The sequence below is a fragment of the Limosilactobacillus viscerum genome (genome assembly GCF_947387525.1).
GTDB classification, from domain to species: domain Bacteria; phylum Bacillota; class Bacilli; order Lactobacillales; family Lactobacillaceae; genus Limosilactobacillus; species Limosilactobacillus viscerum.
In genome coordinates, this window is the sequence record NZ_CANDNW010000002.1 from 79,210 (window position 1) to 98,798 (window position 19,589).

Genomic DNA, 19,589 nt, shown 5'->3' on the forward strand with positions numbered 1-19,589 from the left:
GGAAGGAAGCAATAAATTATGGATCAACAAGCAAAGTTAGATTTCTTAAAGCAATTAATTAGTATCGATTCCGCCGGTGGACACGAAGAAAAGGTTACCCAGTTCTTGAAGGATGCACTGGAAAAGCACAATATTCAGGTCCAACTAGTTGAAGTGGAACCTGGACGGCATGACGTTATTGCTAAGTTAGGGAATGGCAACGGTCCAACACTCGCCTTTGAAGGTCACCAGGATACGGTTGCTCTTGGTGAGCGTGACGAGTGGGACCACGATCCGTTGGGCGGAGAAGTTGTCGGTGACAAGATCTACGGCCGTGGAACCACTGATATGAAGGCGGGACTTGCTGCCGAGGCCTTATCACTAATGGAATTAGCCGATGAAGGAGTCGAATTGAACGGTACACTGGAGTTTATTGCAACGGTCGCAGAAGAATCCAGTCAGCACAACCACATGCAAGGTGCCCAAACATTGGTTAAGAAGGGCCTGATTGGTGATGTTGACGCGATTATCATTGCTGAACCATCTGATTCCCAGCTTGACTTTGCGCATAAGGGTTCAATTACTTATAAGATTTCCTCGATCGGAAAGACTGCCCATAGCTCAATGCCGCAACTTGGCTATAATGCCATTGCACCACTAGTTCACTTTTATAACTTGCAAGATGAGTACTTTAAGACCTTTGACCAGGCTGAAAACAAATACCTTGGAAAGACGATTCCAGTAGTAACTAAGATTGATGGTGGACACCAATTAAACTCAGTTCCCGACTATGCTGAGTTGTTTGCGAAGGTTCGGACAATTCCTGAAATCAGCAACCAGGAGATTTGGGACCACTTAAAGAAGATCATCAAGAAAGTTAATGAAGAGGATCATGCAAAGCTATCATTGACCGTTCTCGGGGATAAGATCCCAGTGGTCACTGATCCAGATGCTGACTTTATCAAGAAGCTCCACCCAATTGCCGAAAAGACACTTAAGCGGCCCGTAAAGGTCCAGGGGGTTGCATTTGGGACCGACGCTTCTGAATTGAGCAAGGGGAATGACCACTTTAGCATGGCGGTCCTTGGCCCTGGAAACAAGACTGCTCACGCCATTAATGAATGGGTTAGCCTAACTACTTACTATGAATTTATCGACATGTTTGACCAGATTGCCAAGGAATATTTGAAGTAGGCTAAACCTGTAGCGGTAGGAAAGTTGACACGATATCTTTGTAATATTTAAAACTAAAAATGGGTTGCGACAATTGACTTTGCCGCAGCCCATTTTTGGTTAAATTTAATATTCAACATGCCACTTAATGGTGTATTCTTTTTCTTCACCAGGGTGGAGGTCAATGTTACCGAATTCTGGGTGGTGTGGAGTGTCAGACAAGGTCTGGGCTTCCATTGCAATCCCATTGTGTGGGTGAACTTCACCGTGGTTGTATACAGTTGGGTCATCAGAATTCATCGTGTACATAACTAAACCATTCCGGTCTGAGTACAGGGTCATCTTCCGGCCACTTTCTGGATCTTCCAGGGTAGCGACTGGCTTGTCTAGGCTTGGTTCAACTTCCCAGATGTCATCAAAACCATTTTCCTTAGTTGATGCCATTTGCTTCAGGGCGTCAGACAGCTTAGTTGGCTTAGAGAAGTCAAATGGCGTGCCTGCGTTAGCAACCTTTTCACCAGTTGGAATCTTGCCATCGTCAACTGCCAAGTGGTTCTTGGAGTTAACGTAGAGCTTGAGGTCATCAACCGTGGCTGCGGATGCCTTAGACAAGTTCCAGTAGGTGTGGTTAGTTGGGTTAAACAGAGTGTTGGCATCGCTGGTAGCACTAAACTTCAAACTTAAGTTATCATCGTTGTCCAGTGTGTAGGTTGCCTTAACGTGCATCTTACCAGGGAAGGTATCCATTTCCTCGGTCAAGGTTAAGCTGAGGGTGATTGAAACAGCATCGTCAGTTAACTTTGTGTCATCGACATGCCAAACGTGACTGTAGAAACCATTTTTACCACCGTGAAGGGTATTCTTGCCTTCATTTTGGTCAACATGGTATTCTTGGCCATCAATCTTGAATTCACCATCGGCAATCCGGCCAGCAACCCGTCCGATTAGACGGTTAGTGCAAAAGCCGTTGCCAGTAAACTCATCCAGGTTTTCGGAAGTAAGGATCATGTCAGCCTTGCCACCATCCTTGGTTGGAACCTTAAATGATTGAAGGAGGCCAGCAAAGTTTAAGATACCGGCCTGAACACCATTGTCATTAGTTAAAACATACTTTGTCACTGCTTGGTCATTAAATTTACCAAATGGAACTTTTGAGATTTCCATGAAACGAATTCCTCCTTAAGAAAGCGCTTAACGTTTAGTTAATATTTTACCACAGTTTGCCTAATATTGAACAAGCTGCGGTAAAATATAAGAAAAGGGGGATGGCGATGGCTAAGAAAGACTGGTGGCCCCGCTTCAAAAAGAGTTTTAACAAGAACTTCATCGACTTCTTGATGCTCTTTGCGGCGGAGGATAAGTTTATTCATAACCACAAGCATAAGAGTAGCATGATTGCTGAACAAAATCGTTACGGCGATGATAAGGGTCACAAAAAAGAGCAAAATTAAATTAATAGACTAAAAATGGCAGATAACCAGTTTTCGTTTTAGCGAAATACTAGTTATCTGCCATTTTATTTTTAGCCAAACATAATTGCGGCTAGTAGGCAATTGAGGATACAGGTAATCCAACCGAATGGAACCCCAGTCTTTAAGAAGGTCTTAACGGGGAGCTTTTGGTCTTGGACAACCCATAAGTTCCATGACTGGGTAATACAAGTTGAGACCGCCATCGAAACTGACGGCACGATAATCATTGCAAAGGCAAAGTATTGGTTGAAGAAACCGGTAGCGGCCAGCACAGCAGCAGTTGCTGATCCCGCACCCCATACCATCAAAGGACCACGGAATAGTGCTAATGGTGATAGGATTCCGAAAGCAATTGCCAGGACCCACGGGTTGGTTGGAACAATTGCAGTTAGGATATCGTTAAAGTTAGCGGTAACCTTGACCGCAACCGCACTAAACATTGCTAAGAACAGTAACATGATGATCAAAGTTGCAATGTCTGAAATTGACTTTTGAATTGTGTCATTAACAAAGGCAAGCATCTTCTTGTAACCATGGTTAAGCTTACCAGTTAGTAAGAGGGCCAAAATAATTGCGAGCATTAAGCCAGGAACTGGTTCCCACTTGAAGAGAATGTTCATCAGTACTGGAAGAATTGGCAAAATGTAGGTTAGCTTATTGATCTTTGGTGCATCGCTTTGCTTGTTTTCTGCAGGGTGGTCATTCTTATGAATGTTCTTCGCGTGTAAAAGGATAAACAGGATGACAACAATGAGTTGGATCCCCATTGCGGCAAATGCGTAGGCTAAATATTTAGGACCATAAACAACATTGGGGAAGAAAAGCTGAATTTGCTTAACAATAACGATGTTGACGTACATCGGTGCACCAATTGCCATTACGAATGCAGTAACAGCTACATTTTTCTTTAAGCCAAGTGAGGTCAAAATTGGTAAGAGAATTACGGCAATTGCGATTACCGCACCGACACCATAAGCACTAGTAAAAATAAAAGCAGTAATTAAGCAAACTAAAATCGCAGCAAGCACAGGGTGACGGTAGGAAACTTTAACTGCCTGCCGGCTGATATCACTGGCAATTCCGGTATCAACAAGTACACGACCAAACCAGGAACCGAAAATGATTACCATGATTGTGGAACCGTATTTAAGCGCTGGTGCTGAAATCAATTGGTTAACAGCGGTGTTAATTGGAATCCGCCCGATTGCAATCCACAAAATTGTCATTACGAAGAAGCCGATCATTATGTTTCCGCCCTTCATGACGTAGATTACTAGGCCAATAAAAGTTAATAGTAGTAATAATCCGGTAATTATATTAATCATTTCGCACACCTCAAAATTAATGAATTGTTCAATTCTTGGTGTAGCGGTAAACCTTGTGAAATCGATTACATGATACAATTGCCATTCTTAAATGTCAACCGCTTTCTTGCTTTAATATCAAGCGATATAATTCTCTTTAATGTAGAAAACCGTTATTAATAATTTTGCCATTGACTTTTTGCTGAAAGCGTTTTAACCTGTAGTTGTTCAATTAAGGAAACCGGTAAACCAAATTGTAAGGAACTGATTACACAAGGAGGCAATTGGCATGAACCAATCAAGAATTGTTATTAATACACTTGTTGCTCAACGAGCACACGAAGAAGGGACGTCACAGTTAGCAATAATTAAGCATTTACTTCCGCTAGGGTACCGAAATTTTGAACTTCGACGCGAATACTTCAACGGTAACTTTGCTGAATTAGAGGAGCTAGCAGCACTCAAATTAAAGTACCGGTTAGTTTACTTCTATTCGATCCCCGAGAATTTATTTGTCGACGGTCATTTGAACATTGAGTTGCTTCAATTTATTGCGGAAGCGCGGTTAATGGGGGCAAATTATTTGAAGATGACGCTTGGTAACTTTGACGGCCATAACATTAATGAACTACAACGCCTGAATAGGCTGCTTCCAGATTCTATGCAGTTGAATTTGGAAAATGACCAGTCACTGGCAAATGCAAAAATTAGTAGACTAGTTGACTTCTTCCGGGTGGCAAATGAGAACAACGTTCAGATCGGTTTTGTAAATGACCTCGGAAACTGGGTATATACAAAGCAAGATGAGCAAGATGCAACTCGGCAATTACTTCCTTATACCCGGTATGTTCACTTGAAAGGCTATGAGACGGACAACGGGATTAACACGACTAGCTTTGTAGATAGCCAGTTGGATTGGCAAAAGTTATTAAAACAATTTGCGGCTCATTTACCAGTTGCTTTGGAATACCCAGCAACGATTGATGAACTCAAAAACGATCTCAATGTCCTTAACAATTTTGTGATTTAAGGAGACGATGAAAAATGTTTGATATTAACTCATTCAGCTTAAAAAACAAGGTCGCCATCATTACCGGTGGTGCCTCAGGACTTGGCGAATATTATAGTAAAGCAATGTTAAAAGTAGGGGCACAGGTAATGGTAGTTGCCCGTTCTGATAAGGGCTTTGATGAATTAAAGAACTTTGCGGAGGAAAACAATGCTACCGTTGATTTCTTTATTCAAGATGTCACAGCAGCGGATGCTCCGGACAATATTGTTAATGCAACGATCGACCGCTTTGGCAAGATTGATATTCTGGTAAACAATGCGGGGATGCAGTTGCGGAACAAGTGGCAAGAATTTAAAGACGAAGACTGGCGGAAGGTCATCAACCTTAACCTTAACGCGGTTTACTTCTTATCCCATGCTGTTGCAAAATCAATGGCTGAAAATGGTGGCGGTAAGATTATCAATATTGGATCAATGCAGTCATTTCGGGCTGGTAAATTTATCTTTCCATATACTGCAAGCAAGCATGGAATTGTAGGGTTGACCAAGGCATATGCTGATGCATTAGCACCAGATAATATCCAAGTTAATGCAATTGCTCCGGGTTACATCAATACACCGATGACTAAAGCTCTTCAAAATGACCCAGTTCGGAGCAAAGAAATCCTTGAACACATTCCGGCAGGTCACTGGGCAGACCCATCTGAATTAATGGGGGTTGCGGTCTTCTTAGCGTCACCGGCATCTGATTACATCACCGGCACTACGATCCCAGTTGATGGTGGCTACTTATTACGTTAATTTAAGGAGAAAATAGAAAATGACACAAAAAGTTGCAGTTCCGGCATACCTTTCACAGGCAGGAAAAGATTATTTAACTGACCATGGCTTCGAATTAATTGAAACCGCTGACCAAAAAGCGGCGACGCTAGCTAAAGAGGCAACTGACGCGGACGGGATCGTTTTAATGACGGACCCGTTTCCTAACGAAATGATTGAAAAGATGCCAAATCTAAAGGTAATTGCCCGGCATGGTGTCGGCTACGATAACGTTGACCAAGATTTCTTTGGGGACCACGGCGTTTGGGTAACAATTACGCCAACTGCCAACGCTGCTACTGTTGCTGAAACCACCCTGGCCGCAATGTTTAATATCTCGGCAAACCTTACTGCGGATATTAACCACATGAAGGCTGGCGAATGGGGCTGGGCTGGCAACCACAAGGGATTTGACCTTGCCGGTAAGACACTTGGAATTATGGGTTACGGTCGAATTGGACGGATGGTTGCTGCTAAGGCAAGTGCTCTTGACATGCATGTTATCGCCTACGATCCCTTTGCTAAGGGGGATGGCAATGCCGAACTCGTGGATCGTGATACTTTATTGAAGACTGCAGATATCGTTACTCTTCATATGCTAGTGACCCCTGAAACTACACATAGTATTGGAGAAAAAGAATTCAAGATGATGAAGCCAACTGCCACGCTAATTAACTTCGGCCGGGCCGCACTAGTTGACCAGCAGGCAATGCAGGCGGCATTGAGAAATGGCGAAATCGCCCATGGCTTCGTCGACGTCTTTGATGAGGAACCACTACCAAAAGATGATCCATGGTTCTCTACGCCAAATGTACTTCTAACACCGCATATTGCATCGAATACTACTGAGTGTATGAACCGGATGGCAACCGATGCAGCAAGCGAAGTAGTTCGGGTACTCAATGGTGAAAAGCCAAAGTGGAATGTTAACCAGCTGAAATAATGACGTTAATTCGGAGCCTCACCAATTGCTTGCAATTTTGGTGGGGCTTTGTTAATAATTAAATTGATATCGCATAAAGGATTGTCGAAAATGAAAAAGCAGTATACCACTATCAATGACGTTGCAGCGAAGGCTGGTGTTTCGAAGACGACTGTTTCCCGTTACCTAAATGGGCACTATGAACGGATGAGCGACAGTACTCGAGAAAAAATTTCCCGGGTAATATCCAGCACAGGCTACCGCGTTAATTCCCAGGCCAAGGCCCTTACACAGCATCACTCCCACTTAATTGGGTTGGTTGTTGCAGATATTGAAAATATTTTTTCTTCTATTTTATTTAAGGGCGCTGACCAAGTCTTAGAGGTGGCAGGTTACTCGATCATGCTGATGAATTCAAATAATTCGTTAGCGTTGGAACGAAAACAACTCGAACGGCTAATTAATCTGCGAATTGATGGATTGATCCTACAGCCAGTTTCACAAAATACTAGTGATTATGACTTTCTCGAAGACGCTGGAATTCAGCCGATCATTGTTGACCGGAGATTAACACCGCAAAAATGGCCCGGGGTCTTTACAGACAACTACACCTATTCGAAAATGCTGAGTGATTACGTTGCCCGTCAAGGATACCAGCAGGTAGTTGTCTTGACTGAAGACGTCCATGCTAATTCGGCACGGCAGGAACGTTACCAGGGAGTCATTGATTCGGGAAAAGAAAATGGCCTGACGGTACAGCTTGTTGAGGTACCAGCGGAGGTGACCTCAAGTAAGCTCTATGAAAAGCTGGCGTTGGTTAATGGTTGCTTAACCAGTCACACCGTCATTTATGCATTGAAGGGAACATTGCTGACTAGGCTGATGAATACCCTAATTGAGTACTCAATTAGGGTTCCAGAGCAGGTAGGAATTGTTGCTTTTGATGACTGGGACTGGGCTAAATTAATGTCACCACAAATTACAACAATCCAGCAGGATCCTAAGTTAATGGGGAAGACGGCTGCCGAGTTACTTCTTGACCAGTTAAACGGTAAGGTGATTCCTGCTACTACCATGATTGATTCATCTTTCATGGTTCGGCATTCCTTAAAGAGCGGAAAATAGAAGCATATAAAAACCGCCAAATTAGTGTATTACAAAACAATCACTAATTTGGCGGTTTCTTATATTTGAAAAAGCTTAATTTTCGACGGCCTTCTTAAACGCATTGTAGTCCTTCGTAACCTGGTCGACGTACTTTAAAGACCAGTCTGCCAGCCCCTCATCAAGTGCCTTTTGGTGCTTGAGGTAGCCACGGATCATTGGTGAAGTTGGGCTCTGTGAATGGGCCATTGCCAGTAAGAGAGCACAAACCTGAACGTAGAGTTGGAAACTGTCAAAATCAAGCTTAGCCACGTTAACTGATTCTTTCATGTCGCGGAACTGGCGAACATAGTAGCTCCGTCCACCGAAACGGGTACTAGCTAAGAAGGGGTCTGAACTAGACTGGAGAACCCGCTGGGCAGTTACAATCCGGCGGCCAGCCATAATCCCATTTTGAATTGCCTGCTGGACCTCGAGATTGAGCAGGTTGTAACGTAACGGAAGTGCCTCCTTGACTTGGAGAACCAGGTGGCTACCGTCAATTCCGGTTAACAGAATGAGGTAGCAACGGGTCCCAAAACTGCCGACACCAACGCTGTAGCGAATGATGTCAGAAATGTGGAAGTTGGCGAGCAGTACCCGAACATCTTCACGGGCGTTTTGCCGGTAGAAGTTATATCCCGCAACGAGTTGCTGGTAAAGTAGTGGGCCTAGGTGCTTTGCCCGTGGCGGATTATCTTTGAAAATTAACTCACCATTTTCATTAGTGGTTCCCATCTTTTGAACGATTTGTTCCGAGTTGCTGTGCTGGCTCTTCTTCATAATTTTTTGCAGACGGTAATTCATCTGGTCATTACCATCACCTAGCGAATTAATGGTGTCAATCATGTCATTAATTTCAAAGGAGAAGTAGAAGACTTCTGATAAAGTCATCCGGTTGGCCCGCTTAATGGCGTGGCGGTAAGTCTTAGTAGCGAGCTTAAGGAGTTCCTTTAACTGGTCCTTAGGAAACCCATTCTCCTCGCCGGCTAATTCGGCACTGACCAGCAGGCGTTTAAGGTCACTTTCCCAGTTGCCGATCCGTGATTCATCGAAATCGTTAAGGCCAAATAGCAGTTGCCGTTCCGGTGAAGCGTAGAAACCAAAGTTATTAACGTGGGCATCACCACTGATGACCACGGGGATGTTACTCTGAGCCTGCTGCTTGAGGTCGCGTTCCATCAGTTCCGCGGTTCCCCGGAAAAAGGAGAAACGGTTAGCTAGCATCCGTTGGTGACGCATTGGCAGCAATTCCGGGATCATTTTCGATTCAGTCATTTTAATTGCCGCTACTGGATCACGGTCAACGGGGACAAAGGTCGATAATTGCTGACTGCTTGTCTCATGCTGGCGCTGTTTCCCGGTTGCCTCCAGCTCCTTTTTACTTTGGTGGAACTGAAGACGTTTTAAATCAAAAATATCTAGCTTAAGATCACTCATACTGTGCCGTCCTTTAATGTCTTGATACTATTTATTTTAGCGTTTCGCTAAAGTTTGTAAACAAAGTTTGTCTTCAGCTAGCTAATCTGTCACAATGAAATTGAAACCATTAAAGGAGTTGTTGAGGGTGATTATTGCTGTTGAACAATCTACGGCGCAAGGCCTCCATGTCAATCCACAACCACTAAGCGGTGAGCTAAATGATAGCCTGACATGGTCAGTACGAGTAACCGGGGATTTTGTGATTATCATGAATAATCGTTTTGCACTGCCGGTAATTATCCGCCACCCACAACGGTTTAAGGATTCACGTTCTTTTGTTGCCGAATTTAAACGGGAATTCATTAACCTCTTGGCGGTGTTGCCGGTACCCCACGCCAAGATTCGGCTAGTTCGTGACGGTCAGTTTGACAACATTCAATTTACAGTAGGAATTACAGCGGACGCAGCTGCCTATCTCAAGACCTACCAAAACCTACTAACAGGGCCAAATGAGGTGATTAACTGGGACGCGGAGCCAACGAACACGGAGATTGCCTTACAGCTGGCTGAGGAAACCTGGATGGAAGATGACCAGGACAACAGTATCTCAGTGATGACAGCCTTCGAACGGTATACGATGGAAAACTACCATGTTCCGGCACACCCAACAATTAATGATAATAATCGTAAGTACCTTTACCAGTCGGCATCATTAAACGATGTCCTGAATGCAGTAGCGGTTAGTCAGGTCTTCCTAGCTGATTATCATGACTGGTTAGACCAGCGAGGGAAGAGTGATCAGATCATTGACCGCGATACAGATGTAGCGGCTGACTATTGCTCATACTGCGAGGTAAATGGTGCTTCGCCGCTAGATGACCTGACAATGCCATACTATTACTTGCTCCACTACCGGGAAAATAGTGATGAAGATGTTTCCGATACTCAGCTCAAAGAAGTCGCAACAGCTCTTCGCGAGTTGGCTCGCTTTATGCGTCTGCAAAAGCTATTTAGTGATGAGGACTATGAGCAGTTTGGGCAGGCAATAGCTCAAAGTGGGGATGACCGTTATTCCCCACAACGGTATTACCACTTCCAGCGGATGGTTAAAGATTTACAGATCCAGCTTAATGATCAGCGACAGGCAATCGTTGCGCCGCGTGCCTATGCTAAACAGCGGATCAAGGTGCGGGCCAAGCTGGCTGATTACTCACCCAAAATTTGGCGTGAGTTTGAAGTCGGTGGTGACACGCGGCTTGATAAGCTTTGCATGCAGGTACTTGCTAGCTTTAAGGCACAGGGCAGTCACCTTTTCGATTTGCAAGCCGGCCAAACTAATTACCAGTTGCCAGTGATGGAAAGCGGTTTTGGTGATGCTGAAGATCTGAGCGAACACTGGTTAGGCGAATTTCCAGTGGGCAGTCAGTTCACCTTAAATTATGACTTTGGTGACAGTTGGCAATTTAACATTGAGCTAGTAGGCGAAACCGAACAGTCCCGCCTGCAAAATGATGGTCACGCTCACCTGATCAATGGATTTGGCAGTGGCATTATTGAAGATATTGGCGGGGTGGACGGATTACGTCAGGCAGCGCAGGATGACCCAACGATTAACCGGCAACTAGATGTGGATACGTACCAAAAACAGTGGGGTAACGGTATCAGCCGTCTCCAGCGTGCCTATTCGATAAGGTGATATCCTTCACAAGTTCCCACTTAGGGTTACAATGAAGGTAACTATAAAGATGGAAGTGAATTGTTAGAATGGCTGAACAAAGTGAAAAGATTCCAGAAACGATGCGTGCGTGGGAAGTAACTACGCCGGGTCCAATTGATGGTGACCGGGCACCACTAAAGTTGGTTGAAAAGCCGGTCCCAACACCGAAACGTGGTGAAGTTTTGGTACGGGTGCTGACCTGTGGTGTTTGTCATACCGACCTTCATGTTACGGAGGGAGACTTACCGGTTCATAAGGAACACGTTACCCCAGGCCACGAGATTGTGGGGAAGGTTGTTGCGCAGGGACCTGAAACCCAACGCTTTAGTTTAGGTGAGCGGATCGGGATTCCGTGGTTCCGTCATGCTTGTGGTGTTTGCAAGTTTTGTCGGTCGGGTCATGAAAACCTTTGTCCGCATTCAATTTATACTGGTTGGGACCATGATGGGGGCTATGCAGAATATGTGACTGTTCCTGAAGGATTTGCCTACCGGATTCCTGAACGTTTTGATTCTTTGACCGCGGCACCGCTGCTTTGCGCCGGGATCATCGGTTACCGGGCATTTGAACGGGCAAATGTTCCGGCTGGTGGTCGCCTTGGTCTATACGGCTTCGGTGGTTCAGCACACATTACTGCCCAGATTGCCCTTGACCAGGGGATCGAGGTTCATGTCTTTACCCGTGGTAAGGATGCCCAGAAATTTGCCCTTCAGTTGGGTTGTGCTTCTGCACAGGGGGCATATGATCCATCACCAGTACCGTTGGATTCATCAATTATGTTTGCACCGGTTGGCGACATGGTCTTGCCAGCGTTGAAGAGCTTGACACCAGGTGGAACTCTTGCCTTAGCTGGGATTCATATGTCTGATATTCCAACGATGAATTACCAGGATGCTATTTTCCACGAAAAGGTTTTGACGAGTGTGGAAAGTAATACCCGCCGGGATGGCGAAGAGTTCTTGACATTGGCTGACCGCCTGCACATTGAACCAGCAGTCACTGAATATCCATTTGAAAAGGCGGACCAGGCACTTCGGCACGTAAAGGGCGGTAACATCAAGGGCGCCTGCGTATTGCGGATTAGCCAGGACTAGCAAATTTTGCTAAGATATAACTTATTCAAATGAGAAATGAGGAATGATAATGGATTATCCACAATTAGACCTTGCGAAGGTTACCGGACCAAAAGCAACGATCAAGACTAACCTTGGGGACATTGAAGTACAGCTTTTCCCGGACCAAGCTCCTAAAACAGTAGAAAACTTTACTAAGTTGGCGAAGAAGGGCTATTACGATGGTGTAATCTTCCACCGGGTAATTCCGGACTTCATGATCCAGGGCGGTGATCCCACCGGTACTGGTCGTGGCGGCGAGAGTATTTTCGGTCAGGCCTTTGAGGACGAATTTTCTGACCAGCTGTTTAACTTTACTGGTGCGCTGTCGATGGCCAATGCCGGTCCAAATACAAATGGTAGTCAATTCTTCATTGTTTCAAACGAACATGTTCCAGCGAACATGGTTGAAGAGATGAAGGCAGTTGGCTACCCGCAAAAAGTAATCAAACATTACCAAGAAAATGGTGGAACACCATGGCTTGACCACCGTCATACCGTATTTGGCCAAGTGATTAACGGCATGGATGTTGTTAAGAAAATTAGTAAGGTTGACCGTAACGGTATGGATAAGCCAAAGAAAGATGTCGTAATGAATGAAGTAACAATTGAAGATTAAGAACTAAAAGGATCCAAAGTTCGACCAAAATACCTGACTTTGGATCCTTTTTTTAATACTTGTGGCTTTAGAATCAAAATGTCTTTTGTGAAAGAATTTTCCACAATTTTTCTTTATCGGTGGACAGCACTTCAGTTTCCCTAGTAGCAAGCGAAAGTCGGAACGAAGGCTGCTCTTTATCGGTAATTGGTAAAGCAATTACTTGGTCCGTAGGTTCGATTGCCAGGCTGGTCAAAAATGAAATGCCCAGGTTTTCAGCTACCATTGCTTTAATGACATGGATATCCGGCGTCCGGAAAAGAACCTTGGGACGGAAGTGGGCACGATGACACATCTGTTTAAATGCCTGTTCATGGAAAAATTCACTTCCCGGCATTATGAACTGTTGGCCACGGAGGTCGGCAAAGTGAACCTCCTTCTTTTGGGCTAACGGGTTGCGATTACCGACGATTATCTTAAAAGAATATTGGGCAAATTCCTGGGTCTTTAGTCGTGCTTGTTGGAGCGCATCAAGTGAGCCAAGCAGGGCAATATCCAGGTGGCCCTGTTCCAGCATCTTAAGCAATTCCCTTGAACCGTGTTCGTAAATATCAAGTTTCTGCATTAAATCTGCCCGCATCAGTGAAGGGGTAAGGGCTGGAAAGTAGTAGTTACCGATAATTGGTGGAAGGCCAAAGCGAATCCGGGTGGACTGTGTCCGAGCGATTTCTTCCTGTGCGATCTTTAATTCGTTCAGGATTACATTAACGTGGTTGGAAAATTGCTGGCCGGCAGGGGTGATATGGAGCTGCTTATGGGCGTGGTCACGAATGAAGAAAGAAGCACCAAAGTCACTTTCTAGCCGCTGGATAGCCATGGTAATTGTTGGCTGACTAACATTGAAGTGGTTGGCAACTTGCGAAAAATTTTGATATTTTACTAATTCTTGGTAATATTCTAAATCTTTAATTTTCATAACTAATCCCTTTAATCATGCATGATTGAGCGTAGTACATCAACTTTATTTATAGCATAACATAAATTTGACTATAAATTTTCCTGACTCTTATACTACGGACGATAAGTAATTAAGAAAGAAAAGGAAAGTGACATTTATTATGCGTAAGGGAATGCAAATTTTAAACGACCCATTTAAGAACAAGGGAACTGCTTTTACGATGAAAGAACGGCGTGAACTCGGCCTACTAGGACTCTTGCCAAGCCATGTTCGGACCATTGAAGAGCAAGCTGCTGAAACATACGCCCTTTACCAATCAAAAAATTCCGGAATTGAAAAGCGTCACTTATTGATGGAAATTTTTAACAACAACCGGACACTTTTCTTCTACTTAATGAAGCAACACATTACTGAATTTATGCCGATTGTTTATGACCCAGTAATTGCAGAGTCAATTGAACAATACGATGAACGTTACCTCCGTCCACAGGATGCTGCCTACCTTGATATCAACCATCCTGAAGATATTAAGGAAGAATTGGCGGATGCGGCTGACGGTCGCGACATCCGTTTGATTGTCGTTACTGATGCGGAAGGGATCCTCGGAATTGGTGACTGGGGTGTCAATGGTGTTGATATCTCTGTTGGTAAGCTGATGGTATACACCGCTGCTGCAGAAATTAACCCAGCTCAAGTTCTCCCCGTTTCAATCGATGCTGGTACTGATAACGAAAAATTACTCAATGATCCGAACTACCTTGGGAACCGGGAACACCGGATCCATGGTGACCAATACTTTGCCTTTATTGACAAGTTCGTCAGCGAAGTAGAAGGTCTGTTCCCAAAGAGTATGCTGCACTTTGAGGACTTTGGTCGTGGAACTGCTGCACGGATTCTTGACAAGTACCAGGATAAGATTTTAACCTTTAACGACGATATCCAGGGAACTGGTATTATTTCACTTGCTGGTGTGCTGGGCGCAATGAACATTTCAAAGCAAAGGATAACCGACCAGGTATTCTTGACCTTTGGTGCTGGTACCGCAGGGATGGGAATTGCTAAGATGCTCTTCGAAGAATTGGTTCGGCAAGGTTTGACACCTGAAGAAGCCAAGAAGCATTTCTACCTTGTTGATAAGCAGGGGCTCCTCTTTGATGACACCGAAGGCTTAACACCAAAGCAAAAGCCATTTACTCGTCAACGGTCCGAATTTGCTAATGCGGATGAGTTAACTGACCTCTTATCCGTTGTTAAGGCCGTTCACCCAACGGTAATGATCGGTACTTCTACTCAACCAGGCGCATTTAGTGAAGCAGTTGTAAAGGAGATGGCAGCCCACACGGACCGTCCGGTAATCTTCCCACTGTCAAACCCAACTAAGCTAGCCGAGGCTAAAGCAGCTGACCTTCTGAAGTGGACCGATGGACGGGCACTTGTTGCTACCGGGATTCCTGCAGGAACTATTAGTTACAATGGTGTTGACTATGCTATCGGCCAAGCTAACAACGCACTGATTTACCCCGGAGTTGGTTTTGGTGCCCTAGCTGCTGAAGCAAAGGTATTAAACGACAACATGATTGCCGCTGCCGCTCACGCCCTTAGCGGAATTGTTGACCCTGACCAGCCTGGGGCCGCTGTCTTGCCACCAGTTGATAAGCTGGCAGAATTTTCTAAGAAAGTTGCAATCACGGTTGCACAGTCAGCAATTGACCAGGGCCTTGCGGGCGCCGGCATTACTGATGCTAAGAAGGTAGTTGAAGAAATGACCTGGGAAGCAAAATATTAATTCAAAAGTCACGCGATTACCCTTTTTATTAAGCAAAATAATCTAAAATGGCAATTAGCCTTGTGATATTAATCGTAATTTGGTAAATGCTCAATGAACTTTTTATCTTTCTTGGGCATTTTTCTTTTAAAATGGCTTGTGAAAAAATCACGTCGTTTTTATGAAAAGGCTATCATAACGGCACTTATGCCGGTTATTATAAGTGAAATTTATAGAATCTTAAAGGTTTGACTATCATTATGGGGGTGAGATAGTATTAAGATGTAATGATGTGTAGCATTTCACAAGTTGTTATTGCATGATAATACATTGGAGGTATTTGTTATGTCAGATTACCGGACAGAAGAAGATACACTAGGCCCTGTTAAGATTCCTGCTAGTGCACTGTGGGGACCACAAACAGAACGTAGTCGCAATAATTTCCCAACTGGTCAATTTATGCCACTGGCAATCATCCGTGCATTACTGAACATCAAGAAGGCTGCGGCTCAAGCAAACATGGAAACCAATGCTATCTCTGATGAAAAGGGTAACTTGATTGTTAAGGCAATTGATGAATTACTTGCATTAAGTGATGATGATTTGCGTAAGGACTTCCCATTGAAGGTTTACCAAACCGGATCTGGTACGCAAACTAACATGAACACTAATGAAGTTGTTGCCCACAAGGCCCATGAACTTAACCCAGACATCGAAATCTTGCCAAATGACGATGTTAACAAGGGGCAAAGTTCCAATGATACTTTCCCAACGGCCATGAATGTGGTTGCCTTGGAAGCACTCAACAAGTTGAAGCCGGCTGTCCAACACTTGATCGATGAATTGAAGATCAAGCAAGACAAGTACTGGGAAACGGTTAAGGTTGGTCGTACCCACTTGCAAGATGCTGTTCCGTTGACATTTGGTCAAGAAGTTTCTGGTTACGTTGCTGCGCTGGAACATGACCTGGACTACATCAAGACGCTGGAACCAACATTAAATGAATTGGCTATCGGTGGTACTGCTGTTGGTACTGGTCTGAACGCTGCTGAAGGTATGCCGGAAAAGATCGCTGAAAAGCTTTCTGCTGTTTACGGCTTAAACCTAACCGCTAAGAGCAACAAGTTCTACGGCTTGGCAAACCACTCTGGCTTGGATGTTGTTCACGGTGCTTTGAAGACCCTGGCTGCTGATATGTTCAAAATTGCTCAAGATATTCGGTTCTTGGCTTCTGGTCCTCGTGCCGGTTACGACGAATTAAACATTCCTGCCAACGAACCTGGTTCTTCAATTATGCCTGGTAAGGTTAACCCAACTCAAGCTGAAGCCGTAACGATGGCTGCTATCCGGGTATTTGGTAACGATACTGTAGTTACGATGGCTTCATCACAAGGTAACTTCGAAATGAACGTTTACAAGCCGGTTATGATCGATGCCTTCCTTGAATCAGCTGACCTGTTAGCCGGAACGATTACCGGTTTCACCGACCGTTGTGTTAAGGGCTTGACCGTTAACGAAAAGCGGATGGCGGAATTAGTTGATAACTCACTGATGACGGTTACTGCACTGTCACCACACATTGGTTACCACGACAGCGCCAAGATTGCCCAAGCCGCTGATAAGGCGGGCAGCACGCTGAAGGAAGCCGCATTGAAGTCTGGCAAGGTGACTGAAGAACAGTACGATGAATGGATGGATATGCTCAAGATGACTAATGCTGACCGTCAGGACTAGTCACTTATTAAAAAGGAGATAATTAATAATGGCAGAAAAGTTTCAACCATTATCAGTTAGCAAGTTAGGCAACAACTATGATGTCGTTATCATCGGTTCCGGTGGTACCGGCCTGGCTGCTGCCATTCAAGCAAATGAACTGGGGATGAAGGTCGCCGTTGTTGAAAAGGAAGAAGAACTGGGTGGTAACACCAACCGGGCCTCTTCTGGAATGAACGCGGCCGAAACTAACGTCCAGTTACAGCATGGTGTCATTGATAACGTTGCTGACTTCTATCATGAAACTTATAAGGATGGTGGCCGGTTAAACGACAAGGACATGCTTGGTTACTTCGTTTACCACACCGCTCCCGCAATCGACTGGTTAGCCGACCATGACATCAAACTTGATGACATCACGGTGACCGGTGGGATGTCTAAGAAGCGGACTCACCGTCCAGCTAGCATGGCACCAATCGGTGGTTTCCTTGTCCAAAGCCTGCTAGGGGTGGTTGCTAAGGAAAATATTCCAGTGTTTAACAATACCAAGGTGACTAAGCTCTTACGGGCCACGGATGGTCGGATCAATGGGGTGGAAGTTCAATCTGGTGACCTCACTAAGACCGTTCACGCTAAGGCCGTGATCTTGGCAACCGGTGGTTTCGGTGCTTCTAAGGAATACATCGAGCGCTTCCGTCCGGACCTGAAGGACTACAAGACCACTAACCAACCAGGGGCAACCGGTGATGGTTTGAAGCTGGCGGAAAACGTTGGTGCCGAACTGATGCAGATGAACCTGGTTCAAGTGCACCCCACCGTTCAGCAAGATAACCCCCATGTTTACCTGATTGGGGAAGCGGTCCGTGGTGAAGGGGCCATCCTGGTAAACGCCCGCGGGGAACGGTTCATTAACGAACTGAACACCCGGAAGATTGTTTCGAATGCAATCACGGCATTACCAGAACACAGTGCCTACTTGATCTTTGACCAGGGAATCCGGGACCGGGCGAAGGCCATCGAATTCTACGACAAGGTGGGCCTGGTTGTTCATGGTGACACCATTGAAGACCTGGCTAAGAATCTGAAGATGGATCCAGCCACATTGAAGGCAACGGTTGATACTTGGAACCAGGCGGTTGAAAGCCACGACGACACTGAGTTCCACCGGACCACCGGGATGGACCGGGGAATTACCAAGCCGGGCTTCTTTGCCATCCACATTGCCCCTGCTATCCACTACACGATGGGTGGTATCCACATTACGCCAAAGACGCAGGTACTTGATGGTAATGGTGACATTATCAAGGGGCTCTTTGCTGCGGGTGAAGTTGCCGGTGGATTACACGGTAACAACCGGGTCGGCGGTAACTCAATTGCCGAGACGATCGTCTTTGGTCGTCAGGCGGGTCAACAGGTTACCCTGTACGCTCGCAACCTAAAGTAAACTGATTATTAATATTCGGGGCTCAAACGGGCCTCAAGCAATTATTTAATTCTCATTCAGGGAGGAATTCTGTATGATTAAACGTCGCCACAAGGTTGTCCTAGTTGGTGATGGTGCGGTTGGTTCTTCATTTGCTTACTCGTTATTACAAACGACTCAAGAAGTAGATGAATTGGTAATCGTTGACCTTAATAAGGAAAAGGCACGGGGGGATGCCATGGACCTGCAAGACATTACCCCATTAGAATCACCAACGATTATTCGGGCTGGTGAATACGCTGATGCTAGTGATGCGGATATCGCGGTAATCACGGCGGGGGTACCCCGTAAACCAGGGGAAACCCGGTTAGACCTCGTTAACAAGAACGTCAAGATTTTGAAAACGATCGTTAAGCCGATTGTCGACAGTGGTTTCCACGGGATCTTCGTGGTTTCTAGCAATCCAGTTGACATCCTGACCACTTTAACGCAGAAGCTGTCCGGCTTCCCAAAGGAACGGGTTATTGGAACGGGGACATCGCTTGACAGTGCCCGCTTAAACGTTCTGTTAGCCGCAAAGCTGGACGTACCGGTAAGCGAAATTGATGCTCACATCATGGGTGAACACGGTGATACTTCCTTTGCGGCCTTTGACGAAGCAACCGTCAATGGTGAACCCCTAAAGACGGCGACCGAGTTAACCGCAGACGACTACGCGGCCTTAGAAGAAGCCGTTAAGAAGCGTGGTGGCGAGATTATTTCTCGCAAGGGCGCGACCTTCTACGGGGTTGCCAAGTGCTTAGCCTACATTGTTAAGGCCATCTTGGAAAACCGCAACGTCACCCTGCCAATTTCCGCCCCATTAGATGGGGAATACGGCGTTAAGGACCTTTACTTAGGGGTACCAGCGGTAATTAATACTAGTGGGATCGTTAAGGTTCTGGAACACGACCTGTCAGCAGAAGAGAGTAAGAAGATGGAACACTCGGCTGCCAAGATGAAGGAAGTTCTTGACGGCGTCGAGCTGTAATTGATTAGTATTAGGTAAATAAGAAAGA

At 45.2% G+C, this 19,589-nt stretch carries 17 protein-coding genes; 13 read left to right on the forward strand and 4 right to left on the reverse strand.

What is annotated here, in order from left to right:
• The first annotated feature begins 18 nt into the window (after window positions 1-18).
• Window positions 19-1,173 (forward strand): ArgE/DapE family deacylase, encoded by a 1,155-nt coding sequence (locus QOS07_RS01100; RefSeq protein ID WP_283587172.1) that lies wholly within the window; start codon window positions 19-21, stop codon window positions 1,171-1,173.
• 105 nt (window positions 1,174-1,278) lie between these two features.
• Here the strand turns inward: QOS07_RS01100 and QOS07_RS01105 are convergent, their stop codons facing one another.
• Entirely contained in the window at window positions 1,279-2,316 is a 1,038-nt protein-coding gene (locus tag QOS07_RS01105; RefSeq protein ID WP_283587173.1) for an aldose epimerase family protein, read from the reverse strand.
• A gap of 107 nt (window positions 2,317-2,423) precedes the next feature.
• Here QOS07_RS01105 and QOS07_RS01110 point away from each other — a divergent pair, with 107 nt between their 5' ends.
• Window positions 2,424-2,603 (forward strand): hypothetical protein, encoded by a 180-nt coding sequence (locus tag QOS07_RS01110; protein WP_283587174.1) that lies wholly within the window; start codon window positions 2,424-2,426, stop codon window positions 2,601-2,603.
• A 71-nt stretch (window positions 2,604-2,674) separates the two neighbouring features.
• Here QOS07_RS01110 and QOS07_RS01115 read toward each other — a convergent pair whose 3' ends face one another.
• Window positions 2,675-3,949 carry a gluconate:proton symporter gene (locus tag QOS07_RS01115; protein WP_283587175.1) on the reverse strand — a complete coding sequence of 425 codons (1,275 nt, stop codon included), beginning with the start codon at window positions 3,947-3,949 and terminating at the stop codon, window positions 2,675-2,677.
• A gap of 268 nt (window positions 3,950-4,217) precedes the next feature.
• On the opposite strand from QOS07_RS01115, the gene QOS07_RS01120 reads away from it, so the two are divergent.
• The 4 genes from QOS07_RS01120 (at window position 4,218) to QOS07_RS01135 (ending at window position 7,805) form a co-directional block, all read left to right on the forward strand.
• Window positions 4,218-4,958: a sugar phosphate isomerase gene (locus QOS07_RS01120; protein ID WP_283587176.1), complete on the forward strand. Its 741-nt coding sequence runs from the start codon at window positions 4,218-4,220 to the stop codon at window positions 4,956-4,958.
• Window positions 4,959-4,972: 14 nt separating this feature from the next.
• Window positions 4,973-5,740, forward strand: coding sequence for a glucose 1-dehydrogenase (locus tag QOS07_RS01125; RefSeq protein WP_283587177.1), 768 nt, complete (start codon window positions 4,973-4,975; stop codon window positions 5,738-5,740).
• A gap of 19 nt (window positions 5,741-5,759) precedes the next feature.
• Window positions 5,760-6,701 carry a phosphoglycerate dehydrogenase gene (locus tag QOS07_RS01130; protein ID WP_283587178.1) on the forward strand — a complete coding sequence of 314 codons (942 nt, stop codon included), beginning with the start codon at window positions 5,760-5,762 and terminating at the stop codon, window positions 6,699-6,701.
• Window positions 6,702-6,791: 90 nt separating this feature from the next.
• Window positions 6,792-7,805: a LacI family DNA-binding transcriptional regulator gene (locus QOS07_RS01135; protein WP_283587179.1), complete on the forward strand. Its 1,014-nt coding sequence runs from the start codon at window positions 6,792-6,794 to the stop codon at window positions 7,803-7,805.
• 75 nt (window positions 7,806-7,880) lie between these two features.
• On the opposite strand, the gene QOS07_RS01140 is transcribed toward QOS07_RS01135, so the two are convergent.
• On the reverse strand, window positions 7,881-9,263 hold the full coding sequence (locus QOS07_RS01140; protein ID WP_283587180.1) for a DUF2252 domain-containing protein: 1,383 nt from the start codon (window positions 9,261-9,263) through the stop codon (window positions 7,881-7,883).
• Window positions 9,264-9,390: 127 nt separating this feature from the next.
• Between QOS07_RS01140 and QOS07_RS01145 the strand changes: the two genes are divergently transcribed.
• The 3 genes from QOS07_RS01145 (at window position 9,391) to QOS07_RS01155 (ending at window position 12,693) form a co-directional block, all read left to right on the forward strand.
• Window positions 9,391-10,941 (forward strand): plasmid pRiA4b ORF-3 family protein, encoded by a 1,551-nt coding sequence (locus QOS07_RS01145; RefSeq protein ID WP_283587181.1) that lies wholly within the window; start codon window positions 9,391-9,393, stop codon window positions 10,939-10,941.
• Window positions 10,942-11,009: 68 nt separating this feature from the next.
• Window positions 11,010-12,056: a zinc-dependent alcohol dehydrogenase family protein gene (locus QOS07_RS01150; protein WP_283587182.1), complete on the forward strand. Its 1,047-nt coding sequence runs from the start codon at window positions 11,010-11,012 to the stop codon at window positions 12,054-12,056.
• A gap of 49 nt (window positions 12,057-12,105) precedes the next feature.
• Complete coding sequence (locus tag QOS07_RS01155) at window positions 12,106-12,693, forward strand: peptidylprolyl isomerase (protein ID WP_283587183.1); 588 nt, start codon at window positions 12,106-12,108, stop codon at window positions 12,691-12,693.
• A gap of 73 nt (window positions 12,694-12,766) precedes the next feature.
• Here the strand turns inward: QOS07_RS01155 and QOS07_RS01160 are convergent, their stop codons facing one another.
• On the reverse strand, window positions 12,767-13,648 hold the full coding sequence (locus tag QOS07_RS01160) for a LysR substrate-binding domain-containing protein (protein WP_283587184.1): 882 nt from the start codon (window positions 13,646-13,648) through the stop codon (window positions 12,767-12,769).
• A gap of 130 nt (window positions 13,649-13,778) precedes the next feature.
• Here QOS07_RS01160 and QOS07_RS01165 point away from each other — a divergent pair, with 130 nt between their 5' ends.
• The 4 genes from QOS07_RS01165 to QOS07_RS01180 all read left to right on the forward strand — a co-directional run bounded on the left by QOS07_RS01165 (window position 13,779) and on the right by QOS07_RS01180 (window position 19,561).
• Window positions 13,779-15,416 carry a malolactic enzyme gene (locus tag QOS07_RS01165; protein WP_283587185.1) on the forward strand — a complete coding sequence of 546 codons (1,638 nt, stop codon included), beginning with the start codon at window positions 13,779-13,781 and terminating at the stop codon, window positions 15,414-15,416.
• A gap of 324 nt (window positions 15,417-15,740) precedes the next feature.
• Window positions 15,741-17,129, forward strand: coding sequence for a class II fumarate hydratase (locus QOS07_RS01170; protein WP_283587186.1), 1,389 nt, complete (start codon window positions 15,741-15,743; stop codon window positions 17,127-17,129).
• 28 nt (window positions 17,130-17,157) lie between these two features.
• Complete coding sequence (locus tag QOS07_RS01175) at window positions 17,158-18,552, forward strand: flavocytochrome c (RefSeq protein ID WP_283587187.1); 1,395 nt, start codon at window positions 17,158-17,160, stop codon at window positions 18,550-18,552.
• A gap of 73 nt (window positions 18,553-18,625) precedes the next feature.
• Window positions 18,626-19,561, forward strand: a complete 936-nt coding sequence (locus QOS07_RS01180; RefSeq protein WP_283587188.1) for an L-lactate dehydrogenase — start codon at window positions 18,626-18,628, stop codon at window positions 19,559-19,561.
• The last annotated feature ends 28 nt before the right edge of the window (window positions 19,562-19,589 follow it).